Source organism: Pseudophaeobacter sp. C1-32P7 (assembly GCF_041008775.1).
Classification (GTDB): Bacteria; Pseudomonadota; Alphaproteobacteria; order Rhodobacterales; family Rhodobacteraceae; genus Phycobacter; species Phycobacter gallaeciensis_A.
Genome location: NZ_JAXGFR010000021.1, coordinates 17,155 through 41,929 on the forward strand (window position 1 = coordinate 17,155; position 24,775 = coordinate 41,929).

A 24,775-nucleotide genomic window follows, 5' to 3' on the forward strand; every position below is an offset into this window, starting at 1 on the left:
CACCCCGCCGGTGGTGCTGTGTTCGCGCTCAGTCCGCCTCGGCGATCATCGTTCCCGCGCGGCCTTCCAGCATGGCAAGCGCATCCTCCAGGCGGCCCACGGAGGCGAAACGCGCGCGATCGGATACGAAAGTCGCGGCGGCGGCCACCTTGGGTGCCATCGACCCGTCGGGCAGATCGAGATGCCCGGCGTCTTCCGGCGTTATCCTGTCGATGGCAGATTGCGCCTCGGTGCCGAAATCGCGAAACACGGCCTCGACATCCGTCAGCAGCAACAGCGCGTCGGCGTTCAGCTTGTGCGCCAGAAGGGCTGTGGCGTGATCCTTGTCGATCACCGCCTCGATCCCGATCAGCGATCCGTCCGGCCGACGGACGACCGGAATGCCGCCGCCACCTGCACAGATCAGCGTCACGTCCTGCTCGAGCAGGAGCTGGAGCACCCGCAAATCCGGAATGTCCATCGGCATGGGTGAGGGCACAACACGCCGCCAGTGCGCACCATCCGCGGCGATGCTCCAACTCCGCGCCTGCGCAAGCCGTTCGGCTTCGGCCTTGTCATAGACCGGGCCGATGAACTTGGTCGGTCTGGCGAAGGCAGGGTCCTTGGGGTCGACCTCGACCTGGGTCAGCAGTGTCGCGACCGGGCGGTCGTGGCCTAGGGCGTTCTCGAGCTCCTGCTCTATGAGATAGCCGATCATGCCGTCAGTTTCCGCCCCCAGCACATCCAGCGGGAACACCTCATCGGGTTTATAGGCGGCACCCTGAAGTGCCAACAGGCCGATTTGCGGCCCGTTTCCATGAGTGACAACCAGTTGGTGGCCGGCCTCGATGATCCGTGCCAGCGATGCCGCCGCAGTGGCGACGTTGGCGCGTTGGGCCTCTGCGGTCAGAGGTTCGCCGCGCTGCAACAGCGCATTCCCCCCGAGGGCTGCGACAACCAGCATGGCCTTACGTTCCAAGCGTGGCGACGAGCACCGTCTTGATGGTGTGCAGCCGATTCTCGGCCTGATCGAAGACAATGGAGGCCGGGCTTTCGAAAACCTCTTCGGTGACTTCCATCGCCGTGATGCCGAATTGGCTGGCGATTTCGGCACCAAGCTCGGTCTCGGCATTGTGGAACGCCGGTAGGCAATGCATGAACTTGGTCCTCGGATTGCCGGTTTGCGCCATTACCTGCTTTGTCACCCGGTAAGGTTTGAGCAGATCTATTCGCTCAGCCCATTTTTCTTTTGGTTCGCCCATTGAGACCCAAACATCAGTGTAAATGAAGTCGACGCCCTGCGTCGCGTCGTCTACCGCATCGGTCAGCATTAGCCGAGCACCGGTTCGATCAGCAATTTCTGTGGCCTCGCTGCGTATTGCTTCCGTTGGCCAGAGGTTTTCCGGCGCACACAAACGCACGTCCATGCCCATCTTGGCGCCGCCAATCAGCAGGCTGTCACCCATGTTGTTGCCCGCATCGCCCATGAAGCAATAGGCGATCTCGCGCAGCGGCTTGTCGGAATGTTCCTGCATGGTCAGGAAATCGGCGAGAATCTGCGTCGGGTGGAACTCGTCCGTCAGCCCGTTGTAGACCGGCACACCGGCATATTGCGCCAGCGTTTCGACAATGGGCTGGCCGAAACCGCGATATTCGATCGCGTCATAGACGCGCCCCAGAACGCGGGCGGTGTCCTTGACGGTTTCCTTCCTGCCAAGATGCGACCCCGAAGGACCAAGATAGGTGACATGCGCGCCCTGATCGTGGGCCGCGACCTCGAACCCCACGCGGGTGCGCGTGCTGTCCTTCTCGAAGATCAGGGCGATTTCCTTGCCGGTCAGGCGCGGGACCTCATAGCCGCCATACTTGGCGGCCTTGAGATCGGCCGAGAGTTTCAGAAGAAAGGCGATCTCCTGAGAACTGAAATCGCGCAGCGTCAGGAAATGGCGGTTTCGAAGATTGTAGGACATGGGATTTCCTTGTCGTCGGGGTGCTCAGATTGCGTCGCGGATGGTTGGGCAGCTCATGCAGTGGCTGCCGCCCCTGCCCCGGCCAAGTTCGGCACCCGGGATGGCCAGAACCTCGATCCCGGCCCCCTTCAGCGCGGCGTTTGTGTCGTCGTTGCGGTCATAGCCGATGACGACGCCGGGGCGCAGCGCCAGCACATTGTTGCCGTCATTCCACTGTTCGCGCGATTGCTCCGCGGCGTCGGCCCCGCCGGTGGGCACCAGATGCAGTTTCTTGTAGCCTAGGATCTCCGCCGTGATCTCGAACAGGTGGCGGGCGTCGCGACGGATATCGAGCGCCGCCTTGCCGGCACCCGGGCGCAGGTCATAGCAGGTAATGGCATCCGCCACTTCCTTGAACGTGGTCACGACATCGCCGCCGCAATGAGTGAAAACGGTGTCCAGATGCATCGCTGCGCGAACTGGGCATCTGGCAGGCGATGACGCGCGTCACGTCGCCACCCTCGAACAACGCCTCGGCCAGTTGGCCCACCGCCTGTGGCGTCGATCGTTCGCCCATGCCGACCATGAGGACACCGTGGCCGATGGGCATGATGTCACCGCCTTCCAGCGTGGCGGTGCCGAACTCGCGCGTCGGATCGCCGAACAGGACCCTTACCCGACCCGCGAATGTCGGATGGAACCGGTAGACTGCCGCCATCAGCAGCGTTTCGGGTCGCCGTGCCGCAAAATGCATCGGGTTCAGGCTGACGCCGCCATAGACCCAGGCCGAATTGTCGCGTGTAAAGATGAAATTCGGTAGCGGCGGCAGCACGAAACCGTGCGGGCCGAGATAACTGCCGAACATGCCGGAGGGCGTGAACGGCAGATTGTCCACCGTGATGCCGCCTACCAGAAACCGCGCAAGATCGGTTCCGGGCAGGGCTTCCATCCAGCCGCGCAGATCATCCCGCATCCCGACGCCCACGTCATTGCGGGTGATACGGTGATCAAGCACCCATTTGCGCGCCTCGGAAATGTCCAGCGTCTCGCCCAGCAGCACCATCGCATCGTGTCGTTCCTGCGCTGATCGGTCTGGCGCTTCTCGCGGCCACTGGCATGCTCGCCGCTCTGAAACTCTGGCCAGCGAGCGATCCCGTGGAGCTTGAACACACGCACGACAACCTGCCACTTGATCATCCCCACTTGAAGGGGCATCGCAGGCACAGCCATGCTCTGGTGATCGACGAAAGCCATCCTCGCTGGGCCACACATTTCTGAGCGTTAGCGATTTGACGGAGGGACTGTCTAATCAAGATGGTTCGCAAATCTGTGAAAGAGGGAAGCCGATACCAGAGCGGCCAAAACAAACCAGCCAGAAGGATCATCAATTTATGTACACACGAAGCGCACTTCTTCTCACAACCGTCTTGGCCCTTGGGGCTTGCTCGGAGTCTTTCTCGAATTCACAAAACGCGTCGTCACGCCCGCCGTTACCGGAAAATATCCTGGAACTGGCAGCACCGAACCAAGACCTCGCGACCGCCTATCTGCGGCCCGAGGACAACTGCTACTGGTACATGCACGCGAGTCCGGTTGAAACAACGCGATTGCCGCTCAGGACGATCGAGGGAAACCCGATTTGCGTCAAACGGGCCGAGTAAGCGATCTCTGGGAATGCCCGCAACCGGCTTGTCGCTTCCGTCCGCTTGGGAGGGATCGATAACGTATCATCGACCTAGTGGTGCCCACATGGCAGGCTATTTCAATGGATAGATTTTTCTCTATCAGTATGCCCGCGGCTCAGTTTGTTAGAAATGTCCTGCTGTTCAGCTTCGCTGCATTACTGCCGGTCCTGTTGCTCTATGTCTTACTGGCTCCGGGCTTTGCTCCGGCTCTTGCTGCCGGCGGACCGGCAGTAATGCGCTTTCTAAGGCAGGTTACGACCAACGGTTTGCCCGTGGTTTTTGCCGTCAACTATGTCAGTTTTTTCCTGTTCGCCATGACGACGCAACCAAAGGCGGGCTCAAGAGACACGGCGTTTTTCGTGCTGGTCGATGTCTTGCTCAGAGCCCTTCTCTTTCCAGGTCTCCACGTGCTTATATACGTTCTATCTGCCGACTGGTTCGGGTCATTCGGCGGCAATCGTTCAACCGCTTTGGCGGTTGTATCCCCGACTCTTGCGCGTTCGGCGTTTTTCGAGAACATCTCCGGCGTTTACCTCTATGCGACTATGATAAGCGCGTTGCCGCTCTACGTCTCGGCTCTCGGGCGGTCGGAATTTCTTGGACCGGTTGTTCGTCGCTTACCCATGAACACGGGCGTGATGTTGCTTGCCTTGGCTGCGTTTGCCTTTTCGGTCGGGCTGATCACGATCGGCGCACAAGCCATCGCAGCTCTTCAGGCCAGGTGACGGCAGGCTAATCACCGTGGGCGTGTGCAGCTTGCGGTGCCATCCACTTCGACAAGTAAACGCGCTCGAAGGCGAACACGGCGATCATCCCGACAGCGGCGTAGAGAACGATCATCAGGTCGCTTTGAAGCTTCATCACGGTGAAAGCTGCCAGTACAATCGCATCGAGCGACAGGGCACTCAAAAGCACGATACCGGAGGCGCCCACATCTGTTCGACGATAGCGGAACACGCCCCAGTGTATGATCATGTCCATTACAAGGTAGAAGAAGGCGCCGAGGGATGCGATCCGGCCCAGGTCGAAAAGCACGGCCAGCGCTGAAGCGATGACAACGGTATAGACCAGCGTGTGGCGTTGGATTGGGCCGGACATACCAAAGTGGCTGTGCGGAATCATTTCCATGTCGGTCAGCATCGCCAGCATACGCGACACCGCAAAGACGCTGGCCAGAACGCCTGACGCGGTTGCGACAGCAGCCAGGACTACTGTGAGTATGAAGCCGGTTTGTCCAAGGGCGGGCTGCGCCGCTTGTGCCAGTGAATAGTCACGCGCGGAGATGATCTCCTCGATCGTCAGACTCGAACCAACCCCGAAGGCGACCAACAGGTAAATGACGACGCAGATCCCGATCGAGAACATGATTGCTCGGCCAACGTTGCGGTTGGGTTCGGTGATCTCGGCCCCGCTGTTGGTGATCGTCGTGAACCCTTTGAAGGCCAGGATAGCCAGCGCCGTGGATGCTATGAAACCAGTTATACCGTAGGATTGAGGCGTCTCGGAGGCCGCGGCGAACGCAAAACCACTGGACCACAGGGCCGCGATGCCGAACAGAGCTATGCCTCCGATCTTGATTGCTGCCATGATCAGCGAGAACAGCCCGACCGAGCGGTTTCCGGCGATGTTCACCAGAAAGGCGAAAACGATCACGGCCACGGCCAGAGCGGGGACCAGTGGGCCACCTTCGATGTCGAAAGGGCGCAAGACATAGGTGGCGAAGGTCCGGGCGACGAGGCTTTCCGCGATCACCATGCTGAGCGCCATCAGCAGCGCGGCGCCGCCTGCGACAGCTCCGGTGCCATAGCACTTCTGCAGAATCATGGCGATGCCACCGGAGGACGGCCATTTGTTCGACATCCTGATGTAGCTGTAGGCGCTGAAGCTTGTGACGACCGCGCCGGCGATGAATGCAAGCGGGAACAGAGGGCCGGCGAGCTGCGCGATTTGCCCCGTCAACGCAAAGATCCCGGCGCCAATCATCACGCCTGTTCCCATCGCAATGGCTCCGCCCAGACTGATGGACCCTTCGCGGTACGTGTCTTGTTCGCTCTGCATAAATTGTCCCCTTCTAATTTTGGTTCGTCCGAACGCTGTTGCGCTACTAAATACGAACGCCGCGAAGACGCAGCGAATTGAGCACCACCGAGATCGATGATGCGCTCATGGCGAAGGCAGCAAACATCGGGCTGATGAGGATGCCAAAGAAGGGAAACAGAACTCCCGCTGCGACCGGCACGCCGGAGGCATTGTAGATCAGCGCGAAGAACAGGTTTTGACGGATGTTGCGCATGGTGGCCCGGGCGAGCCGCCGCGCGCGCACGATACCATCGAGGTTGCCCTTGACGAGAGTGATGCCGGCACTTTCGATGGCCACATCTGCACCAGTGCCCATGGCGATGCCGACATCGGCCTGTGCAAGAGCCGGCGCGTCATTGACGCCGTCCCCGGCCATTGCCACCTTGTGACCTTCGGCCTGCAATTCCTTGATGATCCGCGCCTTGTCCTCGGGCAGTACGTCGGCCCGGATCTCGTCGATGCCGAGCCGGGCACCGATCGCCTTGGCTGTGCGCTCGTTGTCGCCGGTCGCCATGATGACCCGGAACCCAAGTTCATGCAGGTCCTGGATGGCGGCAGGGGTTGTTTCCTTCACCGGGTCGGCGACAGCGACAAGACCGGCAATGTCGCCGTCCAGCACCACGAACATCACCGTCTCACCCTCGTCGCGGCGGGCATTGGCCTTGGCGGTCAACTCGTCCGCCTCGAGCCCCAATTCGCGGATCATCGCCAGATTGCCGAGCGCGACCGCTTTGCCGTCAACGACCCCCTTGACGCCCTTGCCAGTGACCGCCTCGAAGTCCCGCGCCTCGTCCATTTTGACATCTCGCTCCTCCGCACCCCTGACGATCGCTTCGGCCAAGGGGTGCTCCGATCCGCGCTCAAGCGATGCGGCGAGACGCAAGACCTCGGCTTCGTCGTGGCCGGGTTGCGGGAGTACGTCGACAAGCCGCGGTTTGCCCATCGTCAACGTGCCGGTCTTATCGACGATCAGGGTATCGACTTTCTCGAACCGCTCCAACGCCTCGGCGTTCTTGATCAGCACCCCTGCCTGAGCGCCCCGTCCTGTCGCTGTCATGATCGACATCGGTGTCGCCAGGCCAAGCGCACAAGGACAAGCGATGATCAGAACCGCCACCGCCGAAATCAATGCGTAGGAAAGCGCAGGCGCGGGTCCCCAGATCGCCCAGGCGATGAAGGACAGGGCCGCGATACCGATGACGGCCGGAACGAAATATCCCGCCACCTTGTCGGCATATTTCTGGATCGGGGCGCGCGAGCGCTGCGCGTTCGACACCATCTCGACAATTTGAGCCAGCATCGTGTCGGACCCAACACGCGTCGCCTCCATCACCAGGCTGCCAGTGCCGTTGATCGTCGCACCGGTCACCGGGTCGCCTTCGGTCTTCTCGACCGGCACAGGTTCACCGGAGATCATGCTTTCGTCGATCGAGGACCGGCCGTCCAGAACCACGCCATCGACAGGCACCTTGTCACCGGGCCGTACGCGCAGCCGGTCGCCGACCTGTACGTCCTCGAGCGGGATCTCCTCTTCGGAGCCATCGTCCCGCATGACCCGCGCGGTCTTGGCGGCCATATCGAGTAGCGCACGGATCGCCTTGCCGGTTCCTTCACGGGCGCGCAATTCCATCACCTGACCGAGCAGCACGAGCGTCACGATCACCGCCGCCGCCTCGAAGTAGACGCCGACATGGCCTTCGGAGTCTCGGAACCCATCAGGGAATATGTCCGGTGCGAAAACGGCAACGACGCTGAAGAGCCAGGCGGCTAGAACGCCCATGCCGATCAGGGAAAACATGTTGAGGTTCAATGTGCGGAAGGAAATCCATCCGCGTTCCAGAAACGGCCAGCCGCACCACAAGACCACTGGCGTTGCCAGGATCAATTCGATCCATTGTGTAGTGCTTTCGCCAAAAAACGTCCGGACTGCGGGGAAACCGACGAATGGCCCCATCGTGAGGACAAGGAGCGGGATCGTCAGGACTGTGCCGGCCCAGAACCGCCGTGTGAAATCCACCAGTTCGGGATTTGGACCTTCATCGCCGGGCACACCGGATTCCAGTTCCAATCCCATACCACAGATCGGACACGCGCCCGGATCAGGCTGCCGCACCTGAGGGTGCATCGGGCAGGTGTAAATGGGACCATCATGTCCAGTGGGAACCAGATCATATCGGCCATCCGCCGGCGCGGCACCCGCGTGGTGGTCGTGATGATCATGTGCGGAATGAAGCTCGAGCTCCGATTCCGGCACGAGATGCATCCCGCATTTCGGACATTTGCCGGGCTCAAACTGCCGCACCTCAGGGTGCATGGGGCAAACGAATACCGAGGAAGCTGCTGTGGTTTCAGAACTGTCGGGGGTGCTCATTTTGCGGTCCTTTCCGAGAATGCTTCTCTTGCTTGGGGCTTCCATCCACAGGAGGGTCAAGAGAGATCAGTACGGCGATTACATTGCGGCTCTGCGGGGTGGCGCTGTCCGGCCCCGTTCCCGCCGGGCGAACACGATCAACGCCAGCCCGACCAGCGCCATTGGCATGGAGAGCAACTGGCCCATGGTCAAACCCCACTCACCAAAATGAAGCGCATGGCCGATCGGGTTGTCCGCCGTCACAAATTGTTGGTCCGGTTGCCGGAACATCTCGACGAAACTTCGGGCAAGACCATAGCCGGTCAGAAACACGCCAGCCAAGGCACCGGGCATTTTCAGCCAGCCCCGGCCCCAAGCGAGATAAATGAGCAGCATTCCAAGAATGAGCCCCTCCAATAGCGCCTCGTACAGCTGGGACGGGTGTCGGGCGCAGAGGCCACTAATCCCTGGGCAGGCCTGCGCGACTTCGCCGGGAAAGATCACCGCCCAGGGAACGTCCGTCGGCCGCCCCCACAACTCATTGTTGGTGAAGTTCGCCAGCCTCCCAAGAAACAAGCCTGGCGGTGCCGCCAAAGCCAGCAAGTCGCCAGTGCTGAGCAAAGACGCGTTCTGTCGAAGGCAGAACAGCAAGGCAGCGATGACAACGCCCGCGAACCCCCCGTGGAAGGACATGCCGCCTTGCCAGACCATCAGAATTTCCAAGGGATTTGCGAGATAATATGCAGGCTGGTAGAACAGTACAAAGCCTAGGCGACCACCAGCAATCACGCCGATGATGATCCACGTCAGAAGATCTTCGATCTGCGTCCGGTCAAGCGGCGGTCCAACTGATGTCCAGAGCGCGGGACGGCTTATCGCACTCAAACAAATGCGCCAGCCAATCAGGATACCGAAGATATAGGCTAGCGCGTACCAGCGGAGTGCGAATGTGACCCCCCCGATGTCGAAGGAGATGAGGTCGGTTCCAATATCCGGAAATGGCAATCCCGCTGGCAGCACTGGGTGAGTTCCTCATCAGGAATTTACGTGGGGATTAGATGGCATTGATCGAGCACCGCTAAAGGCGCTCGATCTGCGACAGGGCATCCAACGCCCATCCCGCCATCACGCGGCGTCGAGGGCGTCCCGGAGTAGATCGCGGACTTCGCCGGCGACCGCGTCCAGGTCTTGGTTCTGCACCGCCTGCATCGAAGCGACAGGATCGACCGCGCTGACCTCGGTGTCGCCGTCCACTTGCCGCAGGATGACATTGCAGGGAAGCATCGCACCGATGCGAGGCTCGATCTCGATGGCTTTGTGCGCCATGCCCGGATTACAGGCCCCGAGAATGCGGTAAGGCGGCATGTCCGCATCAAGTTTCTTTTTCATCGTCGCTTTGACGTCAATCTCAGTCAGAACGCCGAAGCCCTTGTCTGCCAAAGCATCCCGAACACGCATCTCTGCGTCATCGATATTGGTGTCTTTCAGGACGCGATCATAGGTATAGGCCATGGGAATTTTCCTTTCCGTGTCTCTATTTTTTGGCATAACGAGGCTAAACGGTTCAGGTCGCGGTTCGGTTCAATGTCCCGGCCGAGAACGGTTTTGGCGTTTTGAGGACGGGTGCCGGAAAAAACCGGCACCCGTTGGCTCAGTTGTCCTGCATCATGGAGCCGTTGCCCATGCCCTGACCGTTGCCCGGCCGCGCAGGCGCATCTGCCATGTTCGACCGCATCATCTGCATCCGCTCCATCCTATCGGCCGGAGCGGCCATCTCTTCCGGCGTCACCGCGCCGTCGCCATCGGCATCGAGGTGTTGAAAACGATCCACCATCATTTCGCGGATCATCGCGCTGTGGAGAGCTTCAAACTCGGTAATCGAGAGGTTTCCATCCCCGTCGCTGTCAAACTCGGAAAGCTTGGCCTGCAGCTGCGTGCGCATTTCTTCCGGCGTCGTTGTGCCGTCTCCATCGGTGTCGAACATTTGCATCATGCCGCCAGCCATGCCTGCGCCCATCATACCACTGCCCATGCCTGCGCCCATCATGTTTCCGTGCATGCGCTGCATCATGTCCATCATTCCGCCCATGTTCCCCATCATGCCCGGACCACCGTTCTGCATCATGCCTGCCCCACTTTGGGCACCAGGTTGACCACTGTGCCCATGGTTGGCATCCGCCAAGGCGACGCCACCAAAGGCGGTTGCAGCCAGAGTCATTGCAGCGAGTAGAGTATTGCGTTTCATGTCGATCACCTCGTGTCAGTGTTACGATAGCCACCATATGGGATGCACCTGCAGATGCGGAATGCCACGCGAGCCGGTGTTTTGTATCGCGAGGTCACAAAGGCGGGGTCTGTTACAAATTGCGACAAATCAATTCGGGGCGAACGCTCCTCTTAATCTGAGACTTGCGATATCCAGAGAAAAACCTGTCGAGGAGTCGCGTACCAACCGACACCGAACCCGTGTTTCGGTGGACGTGAAATCCGGAAGAGTTGGTGTCGAGAGTGGTAGAGGACCTGAATATCCCGAAAATTCAATTATTCAACCCATGGCAGGAGGCTGCAGGGTGCTCTTTTTGAACCGCATTTTCTCAGTTCTAACCTTGGTAATTTTGGCGGGGTGCGGCGCAGGAAACGACATGCGCCCGGATGCTTCAGCCGAAGTCATCAGTAGCGCATCCTACCGTCACGATGGACCGGCCGCGCTGACGTTGTACACCATGATCAACAACAGGTCCGGGGCGGGTGCGCATAGCAGCGTCATGATTAATGGGTCGCAGCGTGTTATCTTCGATCCGGCAGGAACGGTCCGGCTGAGCGCTGTACCGGAACGGGGAGATGTGCTTTATGGCATTACTCCACAAGTGGCCGATTTTTATGCGCGGGCTCATGCTCGCGAGACCTACCATGTCGTCATACAAGAGATCGATGTGTCTCCCGAAGTCGCGGAGCAGGCTTTGCGCCTTGCAATTGCCAGCGGCCCAGCCGCTTCCGGTTTTTGTAGTGCCAGTACCTCCGCGGTACTCAGACAATTACCAGGATTTGAATCCATCGGACGCACATTTTTTCCAAAGCGCCTGATGGCGGATTTTGGCAAGTTGCCGGGCGTGCGAACCACAAAGCTGTTCGAGAACGATGAGGACGACAAATCCGTAGCGATCGCACAGTTCGAAAGTTCACTTGCGACACAGCCGTGAGTGTTCGTCCAACAATTCATTGGAAGATGTCCCTGCACGACGCAGTCCTCGGCGTGTGAGCCAAAGATGCAATAGGTTAGCTTCGAGCGGTAACGCTGTCTTCGGCCGAGTAAAGGAACGCCGTCGATCCGACAGCGACATTCGGATAGAGATCATTGATGTGGGCCATCACCATGCGCACGCATCCCGAACTGGCCCGGCCGCCAATGCTGCGAGGGCTCGGCGTTCCGTGAATTCGAAGGTACGTATCCCGATCTCCGACGAATAGATACAAAGCCCTGCTGCCCAAGGCATTGTTGGGGCCGGGCTCCATACCGTCGGCAAACCGCTCGTAAGCCTCCGGATCGCGTTCGATCATTGACTGCGTTGGCGTCCAGTGCGGCCATTCGACCTTTCGGCGGATCGTATAGGTGCCGGGTTCATAGAGATCGCCCTTGGCAATCGCCACCCCGTATCGCATCGCGGTGCCACCTTCCTCGATATGGTACAGATAGCGCGCGATCGCATCGACGTGAATGTCACCCGGGCGCAAACCGTCATTCGCCAAAACGCGTTGCGGCAGCAGCCTGGGATGCAGCCCCCATGGGTTGGTTGTTGCCGGGTCATAGTTGGCGGGCGTGATCTGCGCATCCCAAGCTGCTTTTTCGGCTGTTGACGGCCAGGTCTTAGCGAATGCTGGCGAACTCAGAGAAGCTGAAAACAGCGAGCCGGAAAGTGCAAGGAAGTGTCGTCTTGTAACCATGAAGCGAAGCCCTTTGTTTGTTTTCGATGAATGCGGGACGATTCAAGAAACGTCCGCGACCCCATGCCACCGAACCTTTTGATGTCTTGCGATCGCGACCAACCAGAGGCAAGCAAGGACACCGCTTAGGATCGCGTTCCAACTCGCCATGGACAACGTCAGAAATTCCCAGACAACCTCACTGCACAGAACAAGATTGGACGCATTTGAACTGGCAGAGGGCAGCAATTCCGATACCGACATTTGGGAAACATCGAGGCCGGATCCCGTGCAAGAAGTCGGTCCCTCCCACCAGCCGCGCTCGACACCGGTATGAAACACTCCCAACGCGGATGTGCTGAGTTCCGACAGGGCACCGATTATCAGGATTGGCAAAATCGGCAGAGCAAAGAGCAACAGAGCGCCCATTCCAATGGCGATTGCGTGTGGGTAGCGTTGCCAGATGCACATTGCGCAAGGCGCGTAGCCAAGAGCCTGGAAAACGAAGGCCCCTAACAGCAAGGCGGCTGATCCTGCCGCCGCAGTCATGCCGAGAGATTTTGGTGTCAGGGTCAATGAACGCTCCCGTTGGCAATCGATGGACCTGTTTCTCGCTTGTCAGGTTACGTAAACGGCAGAAGGGCTGTTATCATTCAGAGATTTGTAACGGTATGTATCCGTCGCGACCCTCAGCCGACTCTGATCCACGTTGCCATACCGTCGGCCTGGTGGCTCAACATGTGGCAATGCAGCATCCACGATCCCGGATTGTCCAGGACGACGAGAATATCCCGCGTCTCGCCGGTATCCAGATAGGTCGAGTCCCGGTATGGACCGGCTTCACCCGCCGCATCGAGTTCCCAGAAATGGTGGCCATGCAGATGCATGACGTGTGGGAACCCGGTTTCGTTGCGGATCGAAATGCGCGCGGTCGTCCCCTGCGCGGCGGATAGGAAAGGCCTTCGAGGCAGGCCGGATACGTCATTGAGCGCCCATGTCCCTGTGCCGTTGTGGGACGCGCTTCCCGCACCTCCCTGGAGCACCAGCTCCGCGGTTTGGCCGGGGTCTTTCGGGGCGGGCATTCGGTTGGCGGGCAATGCGGTGATGGGCGCTTTCGCGGGCTCACGGGAACCGGAAACAGCGATTTCGCCAAGGCTCAACGTCTGTTCTCCAAAGCTGTCGTCGAATCTAATAGGCCCGGTCGCATCACCAATCACATCGCATCTTTGCCCCGGAGCGAGAAGGATCGGTTCGAGCGTCCGAGGATGCGCCAGAGGCATGCCATCCAGTGCAACGATCTTGCCTATCAAACCATCCAGGCCGACACGGTACACCCTGTCGATAGAGGGATTTATGAGACGCAGTCGCAGACGGTCGCCTCGTTTCACAGTCTTGCCGGTTCCATTGAAAACAAGTGCCGTGACCGTATTGCCGATACGGCCCTCGGTTGCGAAATGGGCCGGGTTGAACGCTTCGTCGTACTGCCCGGACTGATCCAGCAAGACATCGAAGAACTGAACAACGATGTCATGGTCGACAGCCGGCGCATTTTGCTCCTCGACGATGAAGGCGCCGAAAAGACCGCGGCTGACCTGATCGTAAGACAGGTAATGCGAGTGATACCAATACGTGCCGGCATCCGGGACGCCGAATTGATAACGATACGAGTCGCCCGGAATGACCACATCCTGAGTGAGGACGTTGACACCATCCATCCGATTTGGAACCCGCAACCCATGCCAGTGAACGAGAGCGCCCTCCTCCAATCGGTTATCGAGGGTAATGCGGGCGGTTTGTCCTTGTCGCATTCTGACTTCTGGGCCCGGCAGACCACCGTTGAAGCCCAACATCGACACGTCGTACCCAGCAAGGTGCGCCTTGATCGATTGGGGCGCGAGGATCAACTCGTGTGTCGCTGCTGGCAAGCGGGTACCAGCCAGCGCAACGGTCATCCCGCCAAGGAAAGACCTCCGGCTCAAAGACAATTCCGTCACCTCATGAATGATAGACTGGCTTTCGCCAACTGCCGCACTTGTGCCATTTCCGGAAGAGGAACTTCAAGGCGACAGAACACTCCTCACGCCGTTGTCACTTTGGGATACAGGAAGACGCGGGCGCCGATTTCAACGCGTTCGTACAGATTCTTCACATGTTCATTCGTCAACCGCGCGCATCCATTCGACACGGCAGACCCAATTGTCTCCGGGGCGTTCGTTCCATGAATGCGAAGATAGGTATCGCGTCCCTCGGCATCGTAGAGATAGAGCGCGCGGGCCCCGAGCGGGTTGTTTGGCCCGCCTTTCAGTCCATCCTTGTACTTTGCGTATTTGCGTGGCTCGCGCCGGATCATGGCGTTCGTTGGCCGCCACCATGGCCATTTGGCCTTGCGCGCTACCGTGAACTCTCCGGGTTCGTACAAACCTTTGCGCCCTACCCCGACCCCGTAGCGGATCGCCATCCCGTCCTCGAGCATGAAATAAAGGAAAAAATCGTCGGGAACGACGTGGACATCGCCTTTAACCCAGTCACCACGACGGGTGTTTACCAATTGTGGTTCGAACCGTTCGGGCAATTTGACTTTGTGGGCCCAGGCAGTTGTGGGCAGAAAGCAACCCATCGCTCCGGCACAAATCAATTCTCGTCTCGTGAAATTCTGCATGGCGCGATCTCCTCGGACCCATGAAAATTCAGTGCGCGTCAGGGGCAAAGAAAAGAAGCCGTGAACCGGGGCAAACGACGCGCCTTTGTTGCCTTGAAACTACGAAAATTCGTGCTTTTGGAACTCTCCAGCGCTGGAATGTTGTTGTTTTACAGAGAACTGCAAGGAGGTGACTGGAAATGCACTACTCACGATTCTTTATGATGATCGGAACATCGACCGTGGTCATGTTCGTTCTGATGTACCTGAACACCTATCTTTGGGGCCATATCTTCTTTTCGGAGACACGCCTTTACATGGCCATCCTGATGGGGGCGACCATGGCCGTGATCATGTTGGCGTACATGTTGTCCATGTATCAGAACACCAAAGCCAACATCGCGATTTTCGTTGGCGCAATAGTCCTTTTCGCGGCGAGCCTCTGGCTGGTTCGCGGGCAATTCACGGTGCAGGACAGGTCCTACATGCGCGCCATGATCCCGCACCACTCGATCGCCATCATGACGTCGACTCGTGCCGAGATCACCGACCCGCGCGTCCGGGGGCTCGCAGACGACATTATCTATGCGCAGGACAAGGAAATCGCCGAAATGCGCTACCTTATTGCTGACATTGGAGCAAACGGCGAAGCATCGGCCACGCGAAGCGAAACGCCGGCGCAGGTTGTGGATGCGCAACAGGCGCTTCAAACGGAGGTCGTGTCGAAGGTCGATCCTGAGTTTCTGACGGAAGACGAAATCGCTGCGGTGTTCCCGAATGGCGGAAATTGCCGCTTTGCTTACACCTCGGACAGTCCGGCTGTACTGGTGACTGGTGAAACCGGCGAAGGGTCTGCCGCCGCAATGAAGATCAGCGGTGATCTGGTGCGCCTGAATGCGCAGGGCGAAAATGCATTTTCTGAAGGCCCGCTGTCGGCCGAGATCGCAGAGACGAACGGTGACCTGACCGATCTGATCGTCAGCGCGGGAACCGACTACGAAGCCGGGTTCCGTGGTCAACTTACGTGCAGCGGATAAGGAGGAAAGGACATGCCCCGCGACACAGACAGTAAATCCGCGCAGCTTTATCGCATGGTCATGCCGGGCCATGTCTGCCCCTACGGTCTGAAATCGAAAGACCTGCTGGAGCGGCAAGGCTTCGAGGTGGAAGACCATCCGCTTGACACCCGTGAAGACACCGATGCTTTCATGGAGAAGCACGGGGTCGAGACGACGCCGCAGACTTTCATCGGGGACGAACGGATCGGCGGTTACGATGATCTCAGGGTGTTTTTCGACATTGACCCACCCGAGGAAGAGCAAAGCGACACGACCTACCAGCCGGTCATCGCGATCTTTTCCGTTGCCGCGCTGTTGGCATTGGGCCTGTCTTGGCACCAGTACGGGTCGGTCCTTACCTTGCGGGGGTTCGAATGGTTCATTTCGCTGTCCATGACCATTCTCGCGATCCAGAAATTGCAGGATGTCGAAGGGTTTTCGACGATGTTCCTCAACTACGATCTGCTGGCGCGCAAATGGGTGCGATACGGCAAGGTCTACCCGTTCGGCGAAGCGTTGGCAGGTGTCCTGATGACTGCCGGCGCGCTGCTGTGGCTCTCGGCGCCTGTCGCCCTGTTTATCGGCACGGTAGGCGCTGTCAGCGTGTTCAAGGCTGTTTATATCGACAAGAGAGAGCTGAAATGCGCCTGCGTCGGCGGTGACAGTTCCGTCCCGCTGGGGTTCATTTCGCTGACGGAAAACCTGATGATGATCTTCATGGGTATCTGGATGCCGGTCCGCGCGATCTGGTTCTGAGGTACAGCCCCTTCTTGCCTGTCACTTGGCCAACCGCTCCGGCGACAGATCCTCGATGATGGGGCAGTCGGGCCGGTGATCCCCGGCACATTTTTCCACCAGTTCGGCGAGCGTCGCGCGCATGGATTGCAGTTTCGCGATCTTTTCCTCGATCTGGCGCAGATGGTCTTCCGCAACCGCCTTCACTTGCATGCTTTCGCGGTTTTCATCCTCGTAGAGCGACAGGAGCGTCCTGCAATCTTCGATGGTGAACCCCAAGGCCCGTGCGCGACCCAGAAACGCCAGCTTGTGAACATGGTTCTCGGTGAACGCGCGATAGCCGTTCTCGCTACGGTTCGGGCGGATCAGACCGATGTCCTCGTAGTAGCGGATCGTCTTGGCGGGCACACCCGATTGTCGGGCAACGTCTCCGATGTTCATGTCGGACCTCCGTTATTCTGCTGGAGCAGGAGTGGCGGCTGCCATCTCTGCCGGGATTGCGCGCTGCTCGTCCATCGCAGGCGCGATGCGCCGCAGCCGCAGGGCATTGGTCAGGACAAACACCGAGGACAACGCCATCGCACCCGCCGCAAGGATTGGTGACAGGAGCAACCCAAAGGCCGGATAGAGCACCCCGGCAGCGACCGGAATAAGTGCCACGTTGTAGGCAAAGGCCCAGAACAGGTTCTGCCGGATGTTGCGCATGGTCCGCCGCGATACTTCGAAGGCGTTCACCACGCCGCGCAAATCGCCCGACATCAGGACGACATCCGCAGATTCGATGGCCACATCGGTGCCGGTTCCAATGGCGATGCCCACATCGGCATGCGCCAGCGCCGGGGCGTCGTTGATCCCGTCGCCGACAAAGGCGATGCGCTTGCCGCCCTCGCGCAAACTGTTGAGCGCCGCGACCTTGCCGTCTGGCAGAACGCCGGCGACGACATGGTCGATGCCGGTTTCGCGGGCGATGGCTTCGGCGGTTTCGCGTTTGTCCCCGGTGATCATCGCAACCGCAAGACCCTTTTCGTGCAGCGCTGCGATGGCTGCGCGGCTTGCCGGTTTGACCGGATCGGCGACGCCGATCACGGCGGCGATACGTCCATCTATGGCAGCGTAAAGCGCCGTCCGACCCTTGCTCGCGATCTTCGTTTCCTCTGGTGCCAATGCCGAGATGTCAATGCCTTCCCGCGTCATGTAGCGGTCGGCCCCAACCAACACCTCCGCGCCTTCGACCAAGGCGCGCACGCCGTAACCGGTGACCGACTGGAAACCTTCGGCCCCCACAAGCGGGGCGCCGTCGCCCCGGGCGGCGCGGACGATGGCGTCCGCGACAGGATGCTCGGAGAGCGACTCCACGGCGGCGATCTTCGAGAGCGTTGTTGAACGATCGAACCCTTCCGCCAGCACAAGGTCAGTCAGTGCGGGTCGCCCCTCGGTCACCGTGCCTGTCTTGTCGAGGGCGACCACATCAACGGAATCAAGTAGCTGCAAGGCGTCGCCCTTGCGGAACAGGACGCCCATTTCCGCAGCACGTCCCGTCCCGACCATGATCGAGGTCGGCGTCGCAAGCCCCATCGCGCAGGGGCACGCGATGATGAGCACCGACACACCGGCGACCAGCGCCATCGTCAGGGCCGGATCAGGCCCGAAAAACAGCCAGACCAGCACGGTCGCCGCCGCGATCGCCATCACGGCAGGCACGAACCACAAGGTGATCCGGTCGACCAATCCCTGGATCGGCAGTTTGGCGCCCTGGGCCTCTTCGACCATGCGAATAATCTGCGCCAGGGTCGTGTCGGCGCCGACCCGCGTGGCGAGGAACTGCAGGCTTCCGGCGCCGTTGACCGTCCCGCCGGTCACCGTATCTCCGGCACCTTTTTCAGCGGGGATCGGCTCGCCTGTCAGCATGCTTTCGTCGACGCGGCTGGTCCCCTCGATGACCTCGCCATCGACCGCGATGCGTTCACCAGGGCGCACGATGACGATGTCACCCTGAACCAGCGCATCGATCTCGATCTCGACGCTTTCTCCGTCCCGCATCACGCGTGCAGTCCGCGCCTGAAGCCCTAATAGCTTCTGGATGGCCGCGCCCGTTCTCCCCTTGGCGCGCGCTTCAAGAAACCGCCCCAGAAGGATCAGAACGACGATGACCGCTGCCGCCTCGAAATAGACGGTGCGCAGCGTGTCAGGCAGGACCGACGGTACGAATGTCGCAACCACGGAATAAAGGTAAGCCGCCCCGGTGCCGACCGCGACGAGGCTGTTCATGTCGGGGGCACCCCGGAACAAGGCCGGGAAACCCTTGGTGTAAAACGTCCGGCCCGGGCCGAAGAGAACGATTGTCGTGAGAACGAATTGAAGAAGCCAACTCGTCTGCTGACCAATCGTGGTCTCGATAAGCATATGAACGGCCGGAATGACGTGGCCACCCATCTCGATCAAAAAGACCGGCAAGGCGAGGATGGCTGCAAAGGTGACCCGTTTGGCAAGCGCCTGAGCCTCTTCCTCCTTGCGCGCAACCCTGTCGTCACCGGCTTGGGCCGTTGCCACGGTTGCTGGATACCCTGCCGCGCCGCTTGCATTTACCAGATCGGATGTCGTGACAAGACCTTCGACGTAAACCACCGTCGCCGTCTCGGAGGCGAGGTTGACGTTCACCTCGACCACTCCAGGCACCGCGGAAAGCGCCTTGTCGACCCGCCCGACGCAAGAGGCACAGGACATGGCTGCAATCGTGAGTTCGGCCTTGGCCGTCCGCGCGGGGTAGCCCAGCTCGCGAAGGGTTTCGATGATTTCCGGAACGCGCTTGAGCGCGTCCACGCTCATACGCGCGGTTTCGGATGCAAGATTCACCGACACATCCTCTACGCCGTCGATTGCATTCAATGCGCGGTCGACCCTGCCAACGCAGGACGCACATGACATGCCTTCGATCGGCAGGCTGATCTGTTTGGGTTCGGGCATATGTGTCACCTGTTTTTCCATTCGAAGTGGAATATGAGGCTTCCAGTTACTGGAGGGTCAATGGGAGGGCGCCAAATAAATTTCTTCACTTGACCTTCCAGCGGGGGGAAGCCCCATGTCACCGACAGAAATCAGATCAAGGAGTGGTTCCGATGAAGTTCAGCGTTCCGGACATGAGCTGTGGACATTGCACCGCAGCAATCGAAAGCGCGGTGAAGAGCGCAGATCCGAATGCAGGCGTAGAATGTGACCTTTCTGCCCGACATGTGCGTGTCGCCAGCGTGTTACCAGCCGATCAAGTCCTAGCGATCATTCGGGATGCGGGCTACAACGTGGAACCTGCGGCCGCTTGATGCAGTGCCTGGACCACCCAAGGGCGGTCCGGGCACAGAATTTCAGTCTTCGACTTTGCGGGCTTCCTCGACCAAGTCGACAAGCTGCGCCTTTTCGACGAAGCCCGGGACCAGCGCGTCACCGATCACGAAAGACGGCGTGCCGTTAAAGCCCAGAGCTTGGGTCAGTTGCATGGATGTCGCAATGTGCTCTTCGACCTCGGGGGCCTCCATGTCCTTGCGCAACTGTGCGATATCCAGGCCGATCTCCTCGGCAACGCGCAGCACGGAGGCCTCTTCCGCGCGGCCTTCCAGCCCCATCATCGCCCAGTGAAACTCTTCGTATTTGTCCTGCTTGCGCGCTGCCAAGGCCGCTTTCGCGGCGAACACCGATCCGTCTCCGAGAATGGGCCATTCACGATAGACGAGGCGAATGTTTGGATCGTCTTCGATCAAAGCCCGCACCTCGGGTTTGACCCGCCGACAATAAGGACAGTTGTAGTCGAAAAATTCCACAACGGTGACGTCCCCTTCCGCGTTGCCGAGAACCGGCGCATTCGGATCGTTCTCGATCAGATCGCGCTGGTCATTCAGAACTTGGGCCTGACTGAGCTCCAGCGCTTGCGCCTGCCTTTGTTCAAGGATGGCGACGGCCTCCATGACAATCTCCGGGTTCTCGCGGATTGCTTCCAGCACAAGTTCCTTGACCCGGGACTCTGACAGTTCGTCGGCGAGTGCCGGTAGCGGAAGCAAGGCAGCTATCGCGACCGTCGTGAAGGCTTGTCTGAAACGCATTTTAGTTCTCTCCCCGTTGTTCGTCGGCTTCTGTCCGCGCGGCCTGGACTTCGCGGATGCGATCTGGCCAGGTGGACCGGATGAAGGCCAGGATGTTGTGAATTCGCTGGTCGGTCAGCACGTCTGCGAAACCGGGCATGCCACTGTCGAATTCGACGCCCTGACGCGCCAGAAGCGTTGCACCCCCCAGTTTTGTGTAATCGAAGAGCAGGCTGTCAGGATGATGCCAGGTGTGACCCGTCTCATCATGCGGTGGTGCTGGCAGGCGCCCATCCGCGCCCGGCGTTCGCCATTCCGGCTGGCCTTCCAGATCCGCGCCATGACAAGACGCGCAGTTTTCTGCGTAGAGCAACGCGCCTTCTTCGATGTCGTAGCTCTCCGCCTTGGACGCGCTGCCGACATCCGAGGATGCACTGGTCGAGAGCCAATACGTGAAGGCGGCTGCTGCGACAGTGATCGGAACGGACCAAACGAGATACCTCATGTGACCCGTATCCAGGTTGTCATGCCGGACGCGGCGTGGCTGAGCATGTGGCAATGGAACAGCCACTTGCCGGGATTGTCTGCCGTAAAGGCGATCTCCCGGGACTCGTTGCCGGCCAACAGGATCGTGTCCCGCATCGGCCCGAACGCGCCGTCGGGGCGCAGCTCACGGAAATGCATCCCGTGCAGGTGCATCGCATGTGGGAACACGGTCTGGTTCTCGATCTTCAAGCGCACCGGCTCGTTCAGGGATAGATCGGCCAGTGGCGTGTCGGTCATATCGGCGACATCATTCAGGGCCCAGAATTTGCCCGCTTGGGCAAGCTGACGGAATCCAAGACGTTCCCCACCGAGCAACGCGGACTGCATCCGCCCCATTGCACCGCCGGACATGACCAGTCGCAAATCTCGCGCATCGGCAAGGTCCGGGGCGTTTGCTGCGGGGTTCGGCGGCAACGGCAGTGGCTTGCCTCTTGGTACTGAACTGGCTGTGCCGTCGATCGGAAAACTCACGAGCGGGGTCGGTTGATCGTCATCGCCGATGCGCAGCAAATGGGCCACGCCGCCTTCGTCTTCGGTCACATCGACAATTAAGTCGACGCGCTGTGCCGGGCCGAGGATCAACTCGCCGTCAATCTGCTGGGGTTGGCCGATTGGCATTCCATCGACGGCCACCCTCCAGCCACTCAACCCCGAGAGCGTCAGCGGGAAAATCCGCGCGCTTGCTGCGTTGATGATCCGCAAGCGAATGCGTTCGTTGCGCTTCGCGGACAAGGTCAGGTCATAGCGCCCATTGGTCGTGATAAAGTTGCCGATGCGTCCACCGTGGCTCATCATCATAGGCTGCTCGAAATTGTCGAAAAGCTGCCCGCTTTCGGGATCGAGCAACCAGTCCTCCAGAACGATGACTTCCTCGCGGTCGATGTCCGGTCCATTGGCCTCTTCGACGATCAAAGCACCGCGCAAACCACGCGCGACCTGCTCGTATGAGCGATTATGCGCGTGGTACCAATAGGTCCCGGCGTCCGGTACGACGAAGTCGTAGTCAAAGGTTTCACCAGGTGCCACGGGCTCTTGGGTCAGCCCTGAAACGCCATCCATCGCGTTATCGATCCGGATTCCGTGCCAGTGAACCGAACTGGGATCGGGTACCTCGTTGCGGAACCTGCGGCGCACCCGATCGCCTTGAGCGACCCGGATTTCCGGGGCCGGAACAAGGCCGTCATAGCCCCAGATCTCTGTTTCCGGGTAGGTGTCCGGAAGAAGCTGTTGACGTGCAACCTTGGCAACCACGTCCTCGAACGGGGTTGCGGCAAAAGCCGACCGCGGGATGGCCGCCGCGCAGGCCGCCAGTGTTGCATGGCGCAAGAAATCCCGACGTGTTTGTCTCATTTCGATCCTCGAGAAAGCGGGGGCTTGTTGCCCCCGCGTGGTGTTAGTTCGACGCGGGGTTCTCCGCCTCGACCGTGTCCTTGTTCAGCAGGAAAAGCGCCATCGCTTCGCGATCGGCAGGTGTCAGAAACCGAGTTCCCTCGCGAACCACTTCCGCCATGCTGCCGCCGAAAGCATCGCCCGAAGGGATGATGCCGGTCTGGAGCGCATAAGCGAGGTTTGAAACCGTCCAGTCATTTTTGGCCAGGTCTTTTGGCCGTATCGCGGGTGCCTTGCTGCCACCGGGAAGCTGGGCGTTGCCTGCAAAGGAAGCACCGATATCGCGACCTCCTGCAAGATTGCGCGGCGTATGGCAGGCTCCGCAATGTGCCGCACCGCGCACCAATTCCCGTCCGCGATTCCATGCGCCGCTTCGCCCTTCAACCGGTTCGGTATCCGGATCGTAGAAGAACGCCGCTCGCCAGAGCTTCAGCCCCCATCGTTGATCGAATGGGAAGCTGACATCGTTTTCTGGTGCAGGTTCGTCCACGGGCGGCACGGTTTGAAACGCCGCCCAGAGGTCAGCGATATCCTGGTCAGAAAAATCCGCATAGAACGTATATGGGAAAGATGGATAGTAGGGCGTTCCATCGGGGCCGATCCCCTGCCGCACGGCTTTTGCGAACTGTTCTGCCGTCCATTCGCCCATGCCATGTTCGGGGTCGGTCGTCAGGTTGGGCGGATAGAACGTTCCGAACGGGGTTTCGAGCGGCGCCCCTCCGGCAAGTGGTGCGCCGCCCGCTTCAAAATTGGTATGACAGGCAATGCACCCACTGGCGCGCGCCAAATATGCGCCCCGGTCGACATTGCCCTCTGTTGCAATCGGAGTCACTGCACTGCCGACAGGCCATGCAATCACCACGCCGAGGCCGGCCGCGCCCAGCACGGCGACCCCGGTGACGAGTTTCAAAAACCGGCGCATGGTTAGTCTTCTTCCGCCCGGAAGCGTTCATGGCATGCGGAACAGACCTGTGTCGTCATCGCGAATGCCGCGTCGGCGGGCATTTCGGCAATGGCGGCAGCATCCATCATGCCGCCGCTGCCCATCATCGTGCTCCCGCCCATCATGGTTGTATCGCTTCCCATCATGGATCCGCCGCCCATCATCGAGGCGCCATCCGTGGAGGTATTGCCGCCCATGCCGCCTAGCCCATTGTCGGCTGCGCGTTTCAGGCCTTCAGAGTATTCTTCCAGCTGATTTGCCAGTGCTGCGAAGCGGTCCCAATCGGTCCACACTTCGTCTTTGGCTTCCGAGGGCATGCCACCTGTGCCCTCTGGGAACAGCTTTGTCATGCTCTCACCGGCGTGCTGCTGGAACAGGCGCGCTGCATCGCCCACTATTTCTGCGTCATAGGCCGTTTCGCCCCGCATCATCGGGGCTACGGTTTTGACTGCCTTTCCCATGGCGGCCATGGCATCCATGCGTTCCTTTACGATGCCCGTGGCACCGCTATGCGCAAATGCCGCGACCGCGGTTCCTGCAATCAACACTGCCGCTGCGATAGTCGTCTTTTTCATGTCTTCGATCCTTTAATGGGTCTGCTCTAAGAGGGGTGTGAAATCAGACCCACTTCCGTGGGGGTGGAGGATCGCTGTCGGGGCGCAATTCGGTTCGTTGGGTCGCGCCGTCTTGCATGACGGCGTTCATAAAATGAGGCTCGTAAACCACCGTTTCTGGGAACAACAACGCTGCCGGAACAGAACAGTCGAGTCCCGGATGACAGTGACCAGAGGTCTCGCTCGTAGATGGCCCCACATTTTCATGACTGTGTGATTCTTGCGCCAAAGACGCTCTATCATGGAACGCTGGTGCCTCAGGGACACCGAGAACCACAAGGAACAGGCCAAAAACGATCGACAGGATCCATCTGTTCGTCTTCGACCAACGCATCAGTTGATCCCGTTGGCCCGCTGTAGTTCTCGGACATAGGCAGCCACCATCTTGACGTCTCCTTGGGTCAGCCCCTCGATCTTGGGCATATTACCGAATTTCCAGTGATGCGCACGCACGCCATTTTGAGCGGCCAGAACAAAGGCCATGTCTGAATGGTGGCTCGGCTCGTAAATCTTGTGCACAAGAGGCGGGGCAATCCCGTTTTGTCCCGCTGCGTTTGCTCCATGGCACTCGGAACACTTAGCCTCGAATATGGTTTTCCCAATCGTGGCTTGCTCCGAGAATTCTGCCGGCAGTTGGACCTGAACGATTGGGTCGCCTGCTTCTATGCTACTCGTGTCAGGAGGCGTCATGGAATGACCCATCGCTGTATCTTCCGCAGAAATGAACTGCCAAGTTGCAACTCCCCCGCCAGCTATAACTACGGCTCCAATAAGCGCGGTCAATTTGTCCATGCCTGTATCTTCCGCCTTGTCTCTTGG

The 24,775-nt window shown here is 59.6% G+C and carries 25 protein-coding genes and 1 pseudogene; 6 read left to right on the forward strand and 20 right to left on the reverse strand.

Features of this window, described 5'->3' with window-relative positions:
- Window positions 1-28 precede the first annotated feature (28 nt).
- The 3 genes and pseudogenes from arcC to SM763_RS20660 form a co-directional block, all read right to left on the reverse strand.
- Window positions 29-943: a carbamate kinase gene (gene arcC / locus SM763_RS20650; protein WP_347510499.1), complete on the reverse strand. Its 915-nt coding sequence runs from the start codon at window positions 941-943 to the stop codon at window positions 29-31.
- A 4-nt stretch (window positions 944-947) separates the two neighbouring features.
- Window positions 948-1,949, reverse strand: a complete 1,002-nt coding sequence (gene argF, locus SM763_RS20655) for an ornithine carbamoyltransferase (protein WP_368999590.1) — start codon at window positions 1,947-1,949, stop codon at window positions 948-950.
- A gap of 24 nt (window positions 1,950-1,973) precedes the next feature.
- A pseudogene (locus SM763_RS20660) lies at window positions 1,974-2,991 on the reverse strand (arginine deiminase).
- A 328-nt stretch (window positions 2,992-3,319) separates the two neighbouring features.
- Between SM763_RS20660 and SM763_RS24195 the strand changes: the two are divergent.
- Together SM763_RS24195 and SM763_RS20665 are read left to right on the forward strand one after the other, a co-directional pair.
- On the forward strand, window positions 3,320-3,589 hold the full coding sequence (locus SM763_RS24195) for a hypothetical protein (RefSeq protein ID WP_058123685.1): 270 nt from the start codon (window positions 3,320-3,322) through the stop codon (window positions 3,587-3,589).
- A 104-nt stretch (window positions 3,590-3,693) separates the two neighbouring features.
- Window positions 3,694-4,338, forward strand: a complete 645-nt coding sequence (locus tag SM763_RS20665; protein WP_368999591.1) for a hypothetical protein — start codon at window positions 3,694-3,696, stop codon at window positions 4,336-4,338.
- Between the two features lie 7 nt (window positions 4,339-4,345).
- On the opposite strand, the gene SM763_RS20670 is transcribed toward SM763_RS20665, so the two are convergent.
- The 5 genes from SM763_RS20670 to SM763_RS20690 form a co-directional block, all read right to left on the reverse strand.
- On the reverse strand, window positions 4,346-5,671 hold the full coding sequence (locus tag SM763_RS20670) for an APC family permease (protein ID WP_368999592.1): 1,326 nt from the start codon (window positions 5,669-5,671) through the stop codon (window positions 4,346-4,348).
- Between the two features lie 46 nt (window positions 5,672-5,717).
- Complete coding sequence (locus SM763_RS20675) at window positions 5,718-8,006, reverse strand: copper-transporting P-type ATPase (protein ID WP_420837229.1); 2,289 nt, start codon at window positions 8,004-8,006, stop codon at window positions 5,718-5,720.
- A 135-nt stretch (window positions 8,007-8,141) separates the two neighbouring features.
- On the reverse strand, window positions 8,142-9,062 hold the full coding sequence (gene lgt / locus SM763_RS20680; RefSeq protein WP_050686145.1) for a prolipoprotein diacylglyceryl transferase: 921 nt from the start codon (window positions 9,060-9,062) through the stop codon (window positions 8,142-8,144).
- 105 nt (window positions 9,063-9,167) lie between these two features.
- A complete protein-coding gene (locus SM763_RS20685) occupies window positions 9,168-9,554 on the reverse strand; it encodes a DUF302 domain-containing protein (RefSeq protein WP_050686143.1) in 387 nt (128 codons plus the stop codon).
- 139 nt (window positions 9,555-9,693) lie between these two features.
- Complete coding sequence (locus SM763_RS20690) at window positions 9,694-10,287, reverse strand: EF-hand domain-containing protein (protein ID WP_223229252.1); 594 nt, start codon at window positions 10,285-10,287, stop codon at window positions 9,694-9,696.
- Between the two features lie 397 nt (window positions 10,288-10,684).
- On the opposite strand from SM763_RS20690, the gene SM763_RS20695 reads away from it, so the two are divergent.
- A complete protein-coding gene (locus tag SM763_RS20695) occupies window positions 10,685-11,242 on the forward strand; it encodes a hypothetical protein (RefSeq protein WP_012187179.1) in 558 nt (185 codons plus the stop codon).
- A 76-nt stretch (window positions 11,243-11,318) separates the two neighbouring features.
- Here the strand turns inward: SM763_RS20695 and SM763_RS20700 are convergent, their stop codons facing one another.
- The 4 genes from SM763_RS20700 to SM763_RS20715 form a co-directional block, all read right to left on the reverse strand.
- The gene (locus SM763_RS20700; protein WP_012187180.1) at window positions 11,319-11,984 is read right to left on the reverse strand and encodes a L,D-transpeptidase; all 666 of its coding nucleotides are present in this window, start codon (window positions 11,982-11,984) and stop codon (window positions 11,319-11,321) included.
- A gap of 42 nt (window positions 11,985-12,026) precedes the next feature.
- Window positions 12,027-12,539 carry a disulfide bond formation protein B gene (locus SM763_RS20705; protein ID WP_442416241.1) on the reverse strand — a complete coding sequence of 171 codons (513 nt, stop codon included), beginning with the start codon at window positions 12,537-12,539 and terminating at the stop codon, window positions 12,027-12,029.
- 113 nt (window positions 12,540-12,652) lie between these two features.
- Entirely contained in the window at window positions 12,653-13,915 is a 1,263-nt protein-coding gene (locus tag SM763_RS20710) for a multicopper oxidase family protein (RefSeq protein ID WP_007803424.1), read from the reverse strand.
- 125 nt (window positions 13,916-14,040) lie between these two features.
- Window positions 14,041-14,622 carry a L,D-transpeptidase gene (locus tag SM763_RS20715; RefSeq protein WP_082204816.1) on the reverse strand — a complete coding sequence of 194 codons (582 nt, stop codon included), beginning with the start codon at window positions 14,620-14,622 and terminating at the stop codon, window positions 14,041-14,043.
- Between the two features lie 296 nt (window positions 14,623-14,918).
- Between SM763_RS20715 and SM763_RS20720 the strand changes: the two genes are divergently transcribed.
- Window positions 14,919-15,638: a DUF305 domain-containing protein gene (locus SM763_RS20720; RefSeq protein ID WP_338142629.1), complete on the forward strand. Its 720-nt coding sequence runs from the start codon at window positions 14,919-14,921 to the stop codon at window positions 15,636-15,638.
- 12 nt (window positions 15,639-15,650) lie between these two features.
- On the forward strand, window positions 15,651-16,415 hold the full coding sequence (locus SM763_RS20725) for a MauE/DoxX family redox-associated membrane protein (RefSeq protein ID WP_012187037.1): 765 nt from the start codon (window positions 15,651-15,653) through the stop codon (window positions 16,413-16,415).
- Between the two features lie 21 nt (window positions 16,416-16,436).
- On the opposite strand, the gene cueR is transcribed toward SM763_RS20725, so the two are convergent.
- Both cueR and SM763_RS20735 read right to left on the reverse strand, forming a co-directional pair.
- The gene (cueR, locus tag SM763_RS20730) at window positions 16,437-16,835 is read right to left on the reverse strand and encodes a Cu(I)-responsive transcriptional regulator (protein ID WP_038008399.1); all 399 of its coding nucleotides are present in this window, start codon (window positions 16,833-16,835) and stop codon (window positions 16,437-16,439) included.
- A gap of 12 nt (window positions 16,836-16,847) precedes the next feature.
- The gene (locus tag SM763_RS20735; protein WP_058239123.1) at window positions 16,848-19,358 is read right to left on the reverse strand and encodes a heavy metal translocating P-type ATPase; all 2,511 of its coding nucleotides are present in this window, start codon (window positions 19,356-19,358) and stop codon (window positions 16,848-16,850) included.
- A gap of 152 nt (window positions 19,359-19,510) precedes the next feature.
- Between SM763_RS20735 and SM763_RS20740 the strand changes: the two genes are divergently transcribed.
- Window positions 19,511-19,711: a heavy-metal-associated domain-containing protein gene (locus SM763_RS20740; RefSeq protein ID WP_058239067.1), complete on the forward strand. Its 201-nt coding sequence runs from the start codon at window positions 19,511-19,513 to the stop codon at window positions 19,709-19,711.
- Window positions 19,712-19,753: 42 nt separating this feature from the next.
- On the opposite strand, the gene SM763_RS20745 is transcribed toward SM763_RS20740, so the two are convergent.
- The 6 genes from SM763_RS20745 to SM763_RS20770 all read right to left on the reverse strand — a co-directional run bounded on the left by SM763_RS20745 (window position 19,754) and on the right by SM763_RS20770 (window position 24,748).
- The gene (locus SM763_RS20745) at window positions 19,754-20,485 is read right to left on the reverse strand and encodes a DsbA family protein (protein WP_368999593.1); all 732 of its coding nucleotides are present in this window, start codon (window positions 20,483-20,485) and stop codon (window positions 19,754-19,756) included.
- A 1-nt stretch (window position 20,486) separates the two neighbouring features.
- The gene (locus SM763_RS20750; RefSeq protein ID WP_058239068.1) at window positions 20,487-20,969 is read right to left on the reverse strand and encodes a c-type cytochrome; all 483 of its coding nucleotides are present in this window, start codon (window positions 20,967-20,969) and stop codon (window positions 20,487-20,489) included.
- Window positions 20,966-22,360: a multicopper oxidase family protein gene (locus SM763_RS20755; protein WP_058239069.1), complete on the reverse strand. Its 1,395-nt coding sequence runs from the start codon at window positions 22,358-22,360 to the stop codon at window positions 20,966-20,968. The genes SM763_RS20750 and SM763_RS20755 overlap by 4 nt, the downstream gene beginning before the upstream one ends.
- A 43-nt stretch (window positions 22,361-22,403) precedes the next feature.
- Window positions 22,404-23,321, reverse strand: a complete 918-nt coding sequence (locus SM763_RS20760; RefSeq protein WP_040182554.1) for a c-type cytochrome — start codon at window positions 23,319-23,321, stop codon at window positions 22,404-22,406.
- A 2-nt stretch (window positions 23,322-23,323) separates the two neighbouring features.
- The gene (locus SM763_RS20765) at window positions 23,324-23,917 is read right to left on the reverse strand and encodes a c-type cytochrome (protein ID WP_040182553.1); all 594 of its coding nucleotides are present in this window, start codon (window positions 23,915-23,917) and stop codon (window positions 23,324-23,326) included.
- A 372-nt stretch (window positions 23,918-24,289) separates the two neighbouring features.
- A complete protein-coding gene (locus tag SM763_RS20770) occupies window positions 24,290-24,748 on the reverse strand; it encodes a c-type cytochrome (RefSeq protein ID WP_368999594.1) in 459 nt (152 codons plus the stop codon).
- Window positions 24,749-24,775: the final 27 nt, after the last annotated feature.